We start from the raw sequence: 14,712 nt of genomic DNA, 5'->3' as shown, positions 1-14,712 counted from the left end.
TTTATAATTAAACTAAAATTTAATTAACCCTATTATATTAGCTCCTTACAAACCACTGAACACCCCCTATGTGTCAGTGGTCTTTTTATTTTCGAATAAAATTGTGAAGTAAAGTAATCGAATCCAAGCCGTGCTACATTTATGAAAGCGACTTACACGTACGATTCTTAAAGAAACTAGTTCTTTATGGTAAAGTTAAAAGAGATTGTGATATCTTTCGTACTTAAAGTAACGTAAGCACAATCATATTGATGAAAAAGGGATACGAAACATGCCGATTAATTCATTTGAAAATTACCCGATGAGTTGGAAGCCAACGATCGATAAAACGAAAAAGCCGATTTATCAAGCACTTGCGAGTCAATTGGAACAGGATATACTAAACGGTGTTATGCTTCCTGGAACAAAACTTCCTCCACAGCGAGAACTGGCTGACTACTTGGATTTAAATGTGAGCACTATTTCAAAAGCCTTTAAACTATGCGAGCTAAAGGGCTTGTTAAGTGCAACGGTAGGAAGTGGTACATTTGTATCGTATGATGCGTTATCGAATGCCTATTTACTTGAAGATACAAAGCCCAAGTACCTCATCGAAATGGGCGCAACACTTCCAGATAACGCTTCCTACGAACCGCTGTTACTTCAACTAAAAAGTATGCTGCAAGAGCCAGATTATGAAAACTGGTTTGGTTATGGTCGGGCTGGGGAAAGTCTTTGGCAAAAGGATGCTGCGCTAAAGCTAATTAGAAGAGGTGGATTTGAAACAACCGTTGATCACATTTTGTTTGCCAATGGGGCTCAAAATGCGATTGCTGCAACACTAGCAAGCCTTTGTAATCCTGGAGACCGCATTGGTGTTGATCAGCATACATACCCCGGATTAAAAACGGTTGCAGCGTTGCTAAATGTACAAATCGTACCGATAAAATCCGAAAACTATGAAATGAGTCCAACGTCTTTTGAAGATGCGTGCAAAAATGAAAATATTAAAGGCCTATACTTGATACCAGATTATCATAATCCGACAGGTAGCCTTATGTCGGTCGAGAATCGAAAAAGGATAGCTGTCATTGCGAAAAAGTATAATCAGTTCATTATTGAAGATGGATCGTATCATCTTCTCAGTAAAAATCCACTACCAGCTGTCGCATCATTTGCACCAGACCAGGTGATCTATATTGCAAGTTTATCTAAATCATTAGCACCTGGACTACGACTTGCCTATGTAGCAGTGCCGAGTCAATTCAAAGAGAGCATTGCAAAGGCACTTTATAATTTGAATATAACCGTCTCCCCCTTATTAGCGGAACTCGCAGCACGATTGATTGTATCAAATCAATTTGAAGTCTTAATTGAGGGGCATCAGGAGAAAGCTATTCGTAGAAATAAGATGGTTAACCAAATTTTTCATAAATATATTTGTCTTGGTGAAGAAACAGGGATTTTTCGTTGGTTGTTATTACCGGGAAAGATTACAGGTGTTGAATTTGAAACGTTAGCCGCACGAGAGGGAGTACAAGTGTATGCTGCGGAGAGATTCGTAGTTGGAAATAGTTCTCCAGAAAGGGCTGTTAGAATTTCAGTCTGTGCACCGAAAATACTTGAAGAGCTTGAGCAAGGATTACTGATTCTCAAAAGTTTACTAGACGAACTCTCATAATATTGTTTGCCATACAATTTTGACATTGTATGGTTTTTTAGTGCGTGTTACGATATTTCAAACTAATGGACAAAGATAAGGAGGATAAAAATATGAACAATCCAGTAATCATTGTTGGTGCAGGTTTAAGTGGTCTACGGGCTGCATCACTACTTACCAAACAAGGCGTTCAATGTAGGGTACTTGAGGCTAGAGATCGAATTGGTGGTAGGGCTTTGAGTACTTCTATTCCAAACAGTCCAGAACTAGGTAGATTTGACCTTGGCCCCACGTGGTTTTGGCCACAGCATGAAAGCCATATTGCGAATCTTATAAAAGAACTCAATTTAGAAACTTTCGAACAATATAAAACAGGTGAGATACTAATAGAAAGATTCCAAATCAAACCCCCAGAACGCTGTAAATTGCAAGAAGATACTGATGAAATGTGGGTTCGCCTGACAGGAGGTGTACTGTCACTTATTGATGCTATAGCAGAGACAATTCCACCAGAAATTGTGGAGCTAGAAACAAGTGTTAAGAAAATCCAGCTGAATGAGGCTGGGGAAATTTATGTTGTGGCAGAACTTGCTAATGGAAAGTCAAAAGAAATTCCTGCAAGTGCTGTTATTTTAGCTTTGCCACCTCGTCTAGTGGCGCGTTATATTGAATTCTCTCCTACGCTACCACCAAATTTGATATCTGACATAGAAAATAAACCTACTTGGATGGCAGATCAAGCTAAGGCTGTTGCAGTTTATGAACGTCCCTTTTGGAGAGAAATGGGGCTTTCCGGATTTGTGTTGAGTTCTGTTGGTCCCTTACAAGAAATATATGATGCTTCTCCAATTGATGGCTCTGGTGCATTATTTGGTTTCTTCGGAATGCCAGCAGAAGTTCGTAATGAAATGGGCGAAGAGAAAATTTTAAAATTGGTTAATAACCAGTTAGTTAAACTCTTTGGAAGTGAAGCTGACAACCCAAAGGCTATTTTTTATAAAGATTGGTCAAGCGATTCTAAAACGGCTGTTGAAGAAGATTATAGTCCATTTAGAAATTATCAGAACTATGGTCAACCACAGTTAGAAGGTAGTTGGGAAAACAAAATCCTATTTGCTGGTACGGAAACAGACCCACAATCCAGTGGACACCTTGAAGGGGCACTTCGTTCAGCTGAACAAGCAGTTTCAAAAATATTAGGGACATTGGGGACAGGTACCTCGTCCCATTTATAATACAAAAAACTAAATCTAGAATCCAACCTGGTGACAGAATGGGACAGTCTGTAGTAAGTAGTTCGGCGGAGCAAGATTACTCGTTGTTAGGGCTATAATTCAATATTATTTTTTATAGTAAATGTAGAAGATAACTAACGAGTGCGTGACTAAAATAAATCGTAGTATTAGTAATTTAATATTTAATATTAAGACAGAGACAGTCTACCAAAAGGCGCCATTCTTAGGAATCGGCGCTCTTTTTTCATCAAATGAGCAAATTGAAAAGCCTTGATTATTGGCTATTTAAAAATATAATTATAGGTTTGGACTTTTAGTGAGGAAAATGAAGAACATAATCTAAAATAGAAAATTATTAATTCGTCCTAATAATAAGCCATTAAAAAATACTAATATAATAAGTAAATAATCATTTATAAAATTAGTAATCTGAAATTTTAGAATTATGGTTCAATAAATGTTAATATGAATCACATAGTCCCTTCATAAGATTGTCATCTTGATATATAAGCTAGATACATAAAATTGACGGGTTCATCATTGATATTGAAAAAGAAGGTGTCTCATTGGAAAATTGGAGTAAAAGTCGGGGATTGTTTTTATCATCAGTGGCGACGGGAGCGATGTTGAATCCTCTTAATTCCTCCATGATTGCACTAGCAATTCCTAATATTCAAAAGGATTTTGATTTGTCTTTTTTGACTGTTTCATGGTTAATTACTTCTTTTTATTTAGCGGGTGCTGTGACACAGCCTATCGCTGGTAAACTTGGTGATTTGATTGGCCGAAGGAAACTGTTTCTAGGAGGTCTTATATTAGTAGCGATCTCTGCTATGGGTGCACCTTTAGCACCAGTATTTGCTCTTTTAATTATGATGCGATTATTTCAGGCGGTTGGCAGTGGAGCAATTTATCCCGCGGGAATTGGAATGGTTCGTGACCATATTCATGAAAGACAGGGAGCTGCTCTTGGATTCATTGCTCTATCTATGTCGTCAATGGCAGCGCTTGGACCTACGATTGGTGGATTTCTAATTGCGTGGGGTGATTGGCCAGCGATTTTTTTAGTCAATATCCCCGTACTGCTCGTATGCTTTTTACTAGGGTGGATTGTATTGCCGAAGGATGAGGCGAAAAAGAAATTAACTCGACAAGAATTGATTCAAAAAATGGATTTACTCGGTATATTGTTCTTTTCGGTTGGGATGATTGGTCTGCTTTTATTCTTATTATCTCTTAAAGCAACCGTAAATTATGTAGCAGGGATTATTGGTGTGATCTCAATATCGTTATTTGTTTGGCACGAGTTAAAAACAAAAATTCCCTTTATCGATATTCGTTTATTTCATTCGAATCGGAAATTATCTTTAGTATTCTTACAATATATTGTTCTGAATTTCATTTACTATAGTTTGTTTTTTGGTTTGCCTGCATATTTTCAAGATGGTCTCCATTTAAATGTCGCGCATAGTGGTTTGTTAATGCTTTTAGTGACAGGAACAGGGATCATCACGGCACCGTTAATTGGTCGTTGGGTTGATAGATCAGGTGTGGACCTACCAATTTTGACGGGGAATCTATTAATCGTGATTGGTTCTTTATTACTTTGGATTTTCTTTAGTCATGTTCCGGTGATCGTCACGGTGTTAATGGCTTCACTTATTGCAGCGGGGTGCAATTTTGGAAATGTTACATTACAAGTTGCCATGCTTGAAGCAAGTCCAGCCGACATGGTGGGAGTGTCTACAGGATTGTATCAAACGTCTCGACATTTTGGCTCGATACTCTCTGCCGTCTCACTTGGGTTAATATTTGGCGCAAAGTTTAATCCAGAGCACTTCACAACACTAATTATTGTCTTCATTGTGGCAGGAATCACGGTTGTCCTACTAGGTGTGAAATATTCAAGAACTAGGGACATAGGGGACAGGTACCTTGTCCCAAGTGACAAATGAAGTTAAGGGGGAATTTAACGGAGAATTCTCCCCTAGAAACTTTGTTGAAAAATAAAATTGAGGGAGGAGCTAGAATTAATGCAATACATAATTACAGCTTATGATGGTACAGATGAACAAGCTATTAATAGAAGATTAATGGCAAGAGAGAAACATTTAAAATCAGTAGAAAAAAGAGTCAAAGATGGTCAGCATCTATATGGGGCAGCGATTCTTGATGATAATGGTAAAATGATAGGATCAATGATGGTAGTGGATTTTCCATCAAAAGATGAACTAGACAATTGGCTAAAGGTTGAACCATATGTGGTGGAACATGTATGGCAAAAAATTGATATCCAACCGTGCAGCGTAGCATCTATCTTTAGATAATGGGACAACAGGGACAGGTACAGTGTCCCAATCAAAGTGAAGGCGGAAGTTAAATCCAAGTAATGGACTTTAACTTCCGCCTTCAAGTTTAAACATGTTAGTTTGGGAGCACGGCTTTCATCGGATAAAATTCTGTTGTCATTATACCAGCAATAACAGCTGGGTCTTCATCTACAAGTTTTGGAACTTGAGCTTCACTGTCAACTTCGATGATGGCAAGTCCGTGTGGAGCAGAAGGGTTTAAAACTGGGCCAAAGACGAGAGCAATCCCTTGTTTTTGCTTGTCTGTCCAATAGGCAATATGTTTTAACATTATTGCGCGTTCTTCTTCTGTCATATCATGATGAAATGTTAATCTTGGAGGAGTAGACTTTAACATAAAGTGTATTTTACCTGTATTCTCCGACATTCCTAAATGACCTCCAGCAATTACAATTTTTAAACACATATCAATTATGACCAAAAATTCCTTCTGAACACAAATGATCGATATAGAGTAAATTGGAATTGCAAGTGGGACAGTGTACCTGTCCCCTTGTCCCTAAATAATATTCGCATTTTGATCTTGAATGGATCGCTTTGCTTGTGGTCGATGATGGAACAGATAATAGAAGGTAGTTGATAACAATGTAATAATCCCCGCTACCGCATACATCATGCTGTAATTGACGATGGAAGCGATCAGCCCCATGAAGTAAGAACCTAATCCATAGCCTAAGTCGAAAAACAGTAAGAATGTTGCTGTTGCGATTCCTCTACGATGAATTGGGGAAAGCTTAACTGTAAGTGCTTGAAAACATGAAAATAACGCTCCATATCCAATTCCCATGAGTAAACCTGAAACTAAAACCATCTTTCCGGAATGAGATTGACTTAACATTAATAGACCAATCCCAAACAATAATATAGATGGATAATACAAATAATGTTCTTTATATTTATCGAATGCTTTCCCCACGATAGGACGAAACAAAACAATCATCATGGCAAATACAACGAAAAATAGACTTGCTATTTGAGTTTGATGGATTTCAGCAGTAAAAGAAGCTAAAAATCCAGATAAGGAGCTATAAGAAAAAGCAAGTAAAAATGCAAGTAATGAAATCGGCAAAGCTTTTAGTTCGATGAAATCACTAAAATGCATTTTCTTTTTCTCAGTTGGCACTGTCTGATCTAATACAGTCCCATTTTGTTTTTGCTGTGAAACTCGCAAAACAACTGCAAAAAGGAGGGAAAGTACTGAAATGATACAGGCAGCTACTAGTAATACTGTGATGTTTTTGTCCTTCCATAGAAATAGGCCACATGCTGGTCCAATTACCATTGCAAGACTCATAAACATACTAAAATAACCTACTCCTTCACCTTGTCGTGAAATGGGAATGAGCGACGAGGCAATCGTAGTAGTAGCAGTTGAAGCAAGAGCAAAGCCCATACCGTGAATAAAGCGAATGACTAGAAACACAACGATGCCCATTACCCCGAAATAACAGAAGGAGGCGATTAGAAATAGACCTAATCCCACTAAAGCAATTTTCTTACTACCAAAACGGTCAACCCATAATCCGGAGAATGGTCTAATCAAAACAATCCCAAGGGAATAAATCGTAATGGCTAAGCCCATTTGTTGTTCGTTCCCATTTAAAATATCTTTTACATATAAGGGAAAAGCGGTAGCTAAAATATAAAAGTTTAGGGACACAAAAAAGTTACTTAAACACACAAAAATAAAATCTTTTGTCCAAATTTTCTCATTCATTTATTTCTTCTCTTCTTTCTTACATAAATCACGTTTCAATATTAACTTTATGATTATATAGTTAAATAACTTTAATGTATAATTATTATTATTAATAATCATATTAGTTTAGCTAATGTAAAGGGGATTACTATGAATTTCGAACAGTTGGAATACATAAAAGAAGTCATTGAAACGAAATCCATGTCGATTGCTGCCAAAAATCTACATGTTACACAATCTGCAATCAGCCAATCGATTTCATTATTAGAAAAGGAATTTGGCGTTCAACTATTTAAGCGCTCACGTAATGGAACGATCCCAACTGATGAAGGGAAAACCATCATTGCGAAAGTCCTTGAAATCTTAAAGAAAGCCGATGAATTAAAAGAGGAGGTTCAATCCTTAACTTCTTCCTATATCGGGGAATTAAAAATTGCCACAGTCCCTAGCATATTTATGACGTATTTACCTAAAGCACTAGCTAAATTTAAAAAGGATTTCCCGCAAATAAAAGTAACGATTACCGAAATGGACAATAAAGATGTAATCGAAGAAGTGAATCAAAACAAAGTAGATTTAGGTTTGATTGCACTATTTAATACAGTTAAACACACAGTTCCAGAACATATAGCTTTTCACTCATTTCAAACTCAAGGGACCTTTCATGTAATTGTTCCGAAAGATTCTGTATTAGCATTTAGTAAAGAGCTTCAGTTAATGGATATACGAGAGTATCCGTTCGTCATATACGGGAAAAATTTCTATAACAATCTCATTGAGGATTTTGAAAAGCATTATGGCTCATTAAATATCATTTTTAAATCTACTAACTCAGAGGTAATCAAAAAATCCGTATCCGAGGGAGTGGGTATTAGTATTCTCTCTAGTTTAATGTTAATAGACGATCCCTATTTGGAAAGTGGGCGAATTATTTCAATCCCCCTTACAGGGAATCCACTTAATTTTCACCTCCTATTCGGTGGCATCTACTCAAAAAACCGAAGCCAAACCCGACTCATAAAAAAATTCCTCCTTGAATATTTTGAGGGACAATAGGGACAGGTACACTGTCCCAGTTGTAGTTCTCAATTGTACTTACTACTAGGTTTTTGCATACCATTTCATCTTTTTCCCATATTCAATATTGAACTTACCTGTACTTAGCCACTCTCTTTCCTGCGTGTCAATTTACTCCTAATTGCTTATTTTCACTTTCTTAATTTATCATTTGTACGCTGTTTGTTATCGGAAATGAACTTATTATTGCGCAATTTTACTATGAGGTCGATTGCTATCGGTCGACAATCTGGTACTTTAGATTTATACTATTCCCGGATTGTAGGTAAAAGAAATTTTTTAATAGACAATCAAAGGTTATTTTAGAGAGGAGTTTCAAGAAAATGAAACCAAAACAGGACAAGCAGGAAGTGAAATTAATTCCTCTTTTAATAGTTGCTATAATTGGTGCGATTATTTGGTTCATTCCTCATCCAGAAGGTTTAACAGAACAGGCATGGCATTTATTTGCCATTTTTGTCGCAACGATTATAGGTCTAATTATCAAGCCTATTCCAATGGGGAGTATGTCGATTTTAGCTTTAACCGTTATCATCGTGACCAAAACGTTAGCTCTTGAGGAGGCGCTTAGTGGTTTTCAAAACTCGACCATTTGGTTAATTGTCATTGCCTTCTTTATTTCGAGAGGTTTTATAAAAACAGGTCTTGGTACACGTGTTGCATATATATTTGTTCGTTTGTTTGGTAAGAAGACGTTAGGATTATCCTATTCTCTCATTGCCAGTGATTTAATTCTTTCCCCAGCGATGCCATCAAACACAGCGCGTGCTGGTGGGATTTTATTACCAATTATTCGATCATTGTCAGAAACATATGGCTCAAGATCGGGTGATGGTACAGAAAGAAAAATTGGTGCCTTTTTAACAACAACTTCTTTCCAAGCCAACATGGTTACTTCGGCTATGTTCTTAACAGCAATGGCTGCGAACCCATTAGCTGCAAAGCTTTCGGAAGATATTGCAGATACACCAATCACTTGGGTAGGTTGGGCAGTGGCAGCCATCGTACCAGGATTAATCAGCTTGATTGTCGTACCATTTATTATTTATAAAATTTATCCACCTGAGATTAAGGAGACTCCATCTGCAACAGAAGAAGCTCGTAAAAAACTTGATGCAATGGGACCTCTTAAACGTGAAGAATGGTCAATGATTGGGATTTTCATCCTGTTACTTGTACTATGGATTTTTGGCTCAAACTTCGGACTTGATGCCACTTCTACTGCTTTTATCGGTTTAACATTATTATTACTGACTAAAGTATTATCATGGTCAGATATCAAGCAAGAACAAGGTGCATGGGATACACTCATTTGGTTCTCAGTATTAGTCATGATGGCCATGTTCTTAAATAGTACGGGAATGATACCGTGGTTTAGTGAAATGATACAAGGCTTCATTGGTGGAACATCTTGGATCATTGCATTAGTCATACTTGTAATTATCTATTTTTATTCTCATTACTTTTTTGCAAGTAATACAGCCCATGTTAGTGCCATGTATGGTGCATTCTTATCTGTTCTAGTTGTTGCCGGTGCACCCCCACTCGTATCAGCCTTGATCTTAGCATTCTTCAGCAACTTATTTGGCTGTTTAACGAATTATGGTAGTGGGCCAGCCCCTGTGTTCTTTGGTGCAGGTTTCGTAACACAAGAGAAATGGTGGGGAATTGGCTTTGTCATCTCCATTATTCACATTGTGATTTGGCTTGTTATTGGTGGCCTATGGTGGAAAGTTCTTGGACTTTGGTAAAGCGAAAAGACATAGTTGAATTGCCCTTACCCAAAAAAATAAAGGCCTAGGTCTAGTAATAAAACTGGACTTAGGCCTTTTGCTTTTGTTCTAAATATCAATTAACTGCTTCTTCTTCCACTCTTCTCTTTTTCGGAACAAGGAATGTGACAGCAAGGCTAATCACAGCAATTCCACCCATGATGAGAAAGATGTCATGAATTCCAGTTGCAAGAGAAGCTGAGGTTGGAGTACTACCAATTTGTTGATTTAAAAATGATCCTAGTACTGCAACACCTATTGCCTGTCCTAATGTACGTACAAACGTATTGGATGAAGTTGCAGCACCTCGTAGTTCCCAACCCACAGCTGACTGTACAACAATTGTAAAGGTAGTGATGGATAATCCAAAACCTAATCCCATCACAAAGATGATCCCTACCATCAACCAAATAGAGGATGAAGTCGTGATCAAAGGTAAAGTCAATGTAGCTAAAGTTAGGAGACTGATTCCAATAAGTGATACAGGTTTAGGACCTACTTTGATTAAGAAGCGACTACCAATGGTTGCTCCAAGAGGCCATCCAATGGACATTGGTAATAAAATAAACCCGGAAAACGTTGCTCCTTGATGGAGGACATTTTGAATCCATAAAGGAATATAAGTCGTTAAACCGATTAAAATGATACTAGCTAAAAAAGCCACGAGATTCGGTATTAAAATTTCCCGATTTTGAAAAAGTTTTATCGGGATTAGAGGCTCAGGATGCTTCATTTGGATCCGTATAAAAACCCCTATAAATAAAATCACAACAATTAAAAGTACATAGGTCATGACAGAATTCCATTGGAAACTACTACCCCCAGAAAGAAGAAGATAGAGTAGGGCTGTTGATCCGATAGTAAACGTAATCGCTCCACCATAATCAATTTTTCGTTTTTGTTTTTCAATACGTTCTTCAAGGTGCTTGCCAATAATCCATATGGCGATCAGTCCAAACGGTAAGTTAAGGAAAAAGATCCAATGCCAACTAACAAAATCGACTAAGAAACCTCCAACTAATGGTCCAAAGAGGCCAGCGATTCCCCAAACTGAACTAAAAAGTCCCTGCACTTTCGCACGTTGCTCAAAGGTGAAAATATCTCCAATAATCGTAAAGGTAATCGGAATAACAGCGCCAGCGCCAATCCCTTGAATACCTCGAAATACAATTAATTGTCCCATACTTTGTGAAATCCCACATAACATGGACCCGATTAAAAATAAAGAAGTCCCAATGATAAAGATTTTTTTTCGGCCAAAAAGATCAGCTAATTTCCCGAAAATAGGGGTAGTAACGGCAGAGGTTAGTAAGTAAATCGCAAACACCCAACCAATCAGTTCAATTCCACCTAGCTTATTAACAATAGCGGGTGTTGCTGTGCTTACGATGGTTCCTTCTATCGCAGATAAGAAAGTAGCCACCATTAAAGCACTAGTAATTTTACGTTGATATGCATTCATTTTTTAACTCCTTTATGGGACATAGGGACAGGTTCCTCGTCCCATTTTTTACAATAAGAAATAATATACAGTTATTCAACTAAAGTCTATATAAATGAAGAAACTTTTTTGTGACTTAATCGTAAAAATAATACTTCTCTCTATACAGAAAAAAGCAAACACAATGACTGTGCCTGCTCTTTTAATGCAATGTGGAAATAAATAATAGCAAGAATCTCAAAAGCTTATGCAAATACTGACATTCTGTAACTAATTGACTTTAATGTATACTCCAACTTTTTCATAAAGAAAGAAACTTTAATAGTCATGACAGTGAATGCTGATAATAAGCGAATGAGAATTTTCAACATAAATCCCTCCACATTGTAATTTAGTGTTTATCTAACACTGGTATTAGTATTTATTAAAATACAAAATCTATTCGTCACGGTCTATAATTCGTTTACGATCTTCCATTTGTGGTGGCTCTTCAAACCAACCGTTTTTGATCATAATCTTAACTCCCTCATGCCCGTAGAAATAAATATCTTTGGCGAGTAATGCTGTTTTCATCGTTAAATCATTGCGTAAAGTGAAGAAAGTGGCAAAACTATTCCCCACAATACTGAAACCATTTAGTAAAAAGACACAAAACATCATGAGTTTATCAGAAAAAGGAGGGACGGTTGAAGTAGTAACAGTGCTTCCAGAAGTTGCGGAGAACTGAATATCGCTTTCTAATAGAATGTCTTCAAACATCTTAATTTGTTTCTTCGCCAATTCTTTTCCTTTAACAAAGTAATCTCGGACCTCTTTATTCTTTGCGCATTGGGCAAACCCAGTAACGAGTTGCATGCCGATATTATTTGACTCAATCCCGTGATGAATAATACCAACTTCAATATTATTTAAAACACGTTTTTCACCAAAAGGGCTAAATCCACTTAAGTAGCTTTTACTTTCGATATATTCCGTTGTTCGAGGCATGGTCACTTTTGGCGGAAGACTTAAAATACCTTTTTGCAGTAGATAAAGAGTCGCCAATTTATAAATCTTTTGAGTAACCGTCGTAAGCCCTTCATAAATTTGCATAACCTCATTGTTATAAGCCATATTGATATTAATAGTGTACATACCCATACTCACTTCTTTTAATAAACGAAGGAACATAATATCAAATCCATTATCATATAGCTTGGGAGCATCTAAATTTACATCTGCTTTTGTGAACCCTATAGGACAAACCATTCCTTGTTTCTCAAAAATCTTTTCCATTTCTAACACATAAAAATTTAACTCTTGCCAAAGACCTCCGGAAAGATTTCTACTTTCTTCGTCATCCGCATGTTTCATAAAATATTCCAGTAATCTCATGATTAACGTCTTTTCTTGATAAGTAAGCCAAAGTGTTCCAACTTCCGATGCGCTGATTGGGTTAGTAAGCAAAAGAGATCGATCCTCCTCAAATATTCCTTGAGTTAAATTGTTTCCATTTTTGAAATAAGCTATTCGGTTTTGGGACATGGGGACAGGTTCCTCGTCCCATTTTTATAGAAGAGTTTGGTGTAAAATGCTACTTAACAAGCGGCAGATTGGAGGTAGAATGTATGAAGCATAATCTCTAATCTAGTTCAGTCTTTTCTTAATAAATCAAAAAAATTCGATTTAATGTTTGCATTTGTAAGATAATATTTTATACTTTATTCATCAAAATAATTTGATGAAAGGAATAAGTTTATGAACTTGATGACAAATCAATTTGAGCAATTTGAAAAGAAATTCAAAGCTTTAGCTGATCAGAAACGATTAGAAATCATGTACGAACTTTGTCAAAAAGGTCAAACATGTGTATGCGATTTAACCGAAACGTTTGGTATGACTCAATCAAAACTTTCATATCATCTGAAAATTTTATTAGATGCAAACTTGATCACCAAGGAAACAAAAGGTACTTGGAGTTATTATGATTTAAATGATGAGGAAGTTAATAACTTATTATCTGAAGAACTTTGTTGTGTATTTAGAAAAACTGGAAAAGGTAGCTGCTGCTAATTTTTTTATCTACTAAATCAATTTTTTTTGATGAACAATTTCTGGTTTCAGTTCCCATAGGGATGTAATTATCTAATAAGAAGTGTCTGTAAGGCGTAAATAATGGAGGTTTAATTTAGTGATTCTAGCAATAATAGCAACATTAATTTTTTTAACAACACTACTTCTCGTAATTTGGCAGCCAAAAGGCTTAAATATTGGTTGGAGTGCATGTGGTGGGGCTGTCTTAGCTTTATTATTTGGGGTAGTAGGATTTAATGATGTACTTGAAGTAATCGGAATAACGTGGAATGCGACATTATCATTTGTAGCAATCATCCTAATTTCATTGATTTTAGACGAGATTGGTTTATTTGAATGGGCGGCGCTTCATATGGCCAGAGCAGCTAAAGGACATGGAATTAAAATGTTTGTCTATGTCAGTATTTTAGGTGCAATTGTAGCCGCATTATTCGCAAATGATGGTGCAGCTTTAATTTTGACACCGATCGTTTTAGCAATGGTACGTAATTTGCAATTTAAAGAAAAAATGATTTTTCCATTTATTATGGCAAGTGGGTTTATTGCCGATACGACATCTCTACCATTTGTCGTAAGCAACTTAGTAAACATTGTATCGGCAGATTTCTTTCAAATCGGTTTTGTCGAGTATGCTACAAGAATGATCCTTCCGAATATTTTTTCTTTAGTCGCAACCATAACAGTCTTATTAATTTATTTCAGAAAAAGTATTCCGCGTACATACGATTTATCGAAACTTAGAAAACCAGAAGAAGCAATAAAGGACATGAAAATGTTCAGACTTTCATGGGTTGTTCTTGGAATATTACTAATTGGCTATTTTTCGAGTGAATTCACTCAAATCCCTGTTTCACTTATTGCAGGTGTCATCGCCATCTTCTTTTTACTAATGGGCAGAAGTAGTCATGCAGTAAATACAAAATCAGTCGTAAAAGGTGCTCCGTGGAATATTGTCTTTTTCTCAATTGGAATGTATGTGGTCGTATACGGTCTAGGAAATGCTTGGCTAACTGATTCCTTAGCTAGTGTCATTCAAACAACTGCCGAACAAAGGTTATTTGCTGCGACAATAGGCATGGGCTTTATAGCAGCTTTCTTATCGTCTTTGATGAATAATATGCCAACTGTCATGATCGATGCACTAGCTATTGCTGAAACCAATACATCTGGTACGATTCGGGAAGCTCTTATTTATGCAAATGTAATTGGGTCTGATTTAGGTCCGAAAATAACACCGATTGGATCGTTAGCAACTTTAGTGTGGCTCCATGTTTTATCGTTAAAAGGAGTTAAAATTTCATGGGGAACATACTTCAAAACAGGAATTATCTTAACCATCCCAATTCTATTTATTACTTTACTAGGACTATACATTTCTTTATTAATGAACTAAAAGGAGATCGACAC

At 36.6% G+C, this 14,712-nt stretch carries 13 protein-coding genes; 8 read left to right on the top strand and 5 right to left on the bottom strand.

Annotation, left to right across the window (positions count from 1 at the left end):
* Positions 1-271: 271 nt before the first annotated feature.
* From JOD29_RS10955 to JOD29_RS10940, 4 genes are all read left to right on the top strand, one after another.
* A complete protein-coding gene (locus tag JOD29_RS10955) occupies positions 272-1,660 on the top strand; it encodes an aminotransferase-like domain-containing protein (RefSeq protein ID WP_124764856.1) in 1,389 nt (462 codons plus the stop codon).
* Positions 1,661-1,752: 92 nt separating this feature from the next.
* A complete protein-coding gene (locus tag JOD29_RS10950; protein WP_124764854.1) occupies positions 1,753-2,874 on the top strand; it encodes a flavin monoamine oxidase family protein in 1,122 nt (373 codons plus the stop codon).
* Between the two features lie 623 nt (positions 2,875-3,497).
* Positions 3,498-4,829, top strand: coding sequence for an MFS transporter (locus tag JOD29_RS10945; RefSeq protein ID WP_124764890.1), 1,332 nt, complete (start codon positions 3,498-3,500; stop codon positions 4,827-4,829).
* A gap of 78 nt (positions 4,830-4,907) precedes the next feature.
* Positions 4,908-5,201 carry a YciI family protein gene (locus tag JOD29_RS10940; RefSeq protein WP_124764852.1) on the top strand — a complete coding sequence of 98 codons (294 nt, stop codon included), beginning with the start codon at positions 4,908-4,910 and terminating at the stop codon, positions 5,199-5,201.
* Between the two features lie 97 nt (positions 5,202-5,298).
* Here JOD29_RS10940 and JOD29_RS10935 read toward each other — a convergent pair whose 3' ends face one another.
* The gene (locus JOD29_RS10935) at positions 5,299-5,610 is read right to left on the bottom strand and encodes a YciI family protein (protein WP_124764888.1); all 312 of its coding nucleotides are present in this window, start codon (positions 5,608-5,610) and stop codon (positions 5,299-5,301) included.
* 132 nt (positions 5,611-5,742) lie between these two features.
* A complete protein-coding gene (locus JOD29_RS10930; RefSeq protein ID WP_124764850.1) occupies positions 5,743-6,960 on the bottom strand; it encodes an MFS transporter in 1,218 nt (405 codons plus the stop codon).
* Positions 6,961-7,092: 132 nt separating this feature from the next.
* Between JOD29_RS10930 and JOD29_RS10925 the strand changes: the two genes are divergently transcribed.
* Together JOD29_RS10925 and JOD29_RS10920 are read left to right on the top strand one after the other, a co-directional pair.
* The gene (locus tag JOD29_RS10925; protein ID WP_124764848.1) at positions 7,093-7,998 is read left to right on the top strand and encodes a LysR family transcriptional regulator; all 906 of its coding nucleotides are present in this window, start codon (positions 7,093-7,095) and stop codon (positions 7,996-7,998) included.
* A gap of 344 nt (positions 7,999-8,342) precedes the next feature.
* Positions 8,343-9,770 carry an anion permease gene (locus JOD29_RS10920; protein WP_124764846.1) on the top strand — a complete coding sequence of 476 codons (1,428 nt, stop codon included), beginning with the start codon at positions 8,343-8,345 and terminating at the stop codon, positions 9,768-9,770.
* A gap of 97 nt (positions 9,771-9,867) precedes the next feature.
* Here the strand turns inward: JOD29_RS10920 and JOD29_RS10915 are convergent, their stop codons facing one another.
* The 3 genes from JOD29_RS10915 to JOD29_RS10910 form a co-directional block, all read right to left on the bottom strand.
* The gene (locus tag JOD29_RS10915; protein WP_124764844.1) at positions 9,868-11,253 is read right to left on the bottom strand and encodes an MDR family MFS transporter; all 1,386 of its coding nucleotides are present in this window, start codon (positions 11,251-11,253) and stop codon (positions 9,868-9,870) included.
* A 224-nt stretch (positions 11,254-11,477) separates the two neighbouring features.
* Positions 11,478-11,603, bottom strand: a complete 126-nt coding sequence (locus JOD29_RS20605; RefSeq protein WP_275579646.1) for a hypothetical protein — start codon at positions 11,601-11,603, stop codon at positions 11,478-11,480.
* Between the two features lie 67 nt (positions 11,604-11,670).
* Entirely contained in the window at positions 11,671-12,678 is a 1,008-nt protein-coding gene (locus JOD29_RS10910; protein ID WP_239585671.1) for a DUF3231 family protein, read from the bottom strand.
* 300 nt (positions 12,679-12,978) lie between these two features.
* Between JOD29_RS10910 and arsR the strand changes: the two genes are divergently transcribed.
* Positions 12,979-13,284 carry an arsenical resistance operon transcriptional regulator ArsR gene (gene arsR / locus JOD29_RS10905; protein ID WP_124764886.1) on the top strand — a complete coding sequence of 102 codons (306 nt, stop codon included), beginning with the start codon at positions 12,979-12,981 and terminating at the stop codon, positions 13,282-13,284.
* Positions 13,285-13,402: 118 nt separating this feature from the next.
* Complete coding sequence (locus JOD29_RS10900; protein WP_124764840.1) at positions 13,403-14,698, top strand: arsenic transporter; 1,296 nt, start codon at positions 13,403-13,405, stop codon at positions 14,696-14,698.
* Positions 14,699-14,712 lie beyond the last annotated feature (14 nt).

The sequence above is a fragment of the Lysinibacillus composti genome (genome assembly GCF_016908465.1).
In the GTDB taxonomy this organism is placed as follows: domain Bacteria; phylum Bacillota; class Bacilli; order Bacillales_A; family Planococcaceae; genus Ureibacillus; species Ureibacillus composti_A.
The sequence above is the reverse complement of the archived record's forward strand: the minus strand, read 5'-3'. Positions and strand labels throughout refer to the sequence as shown.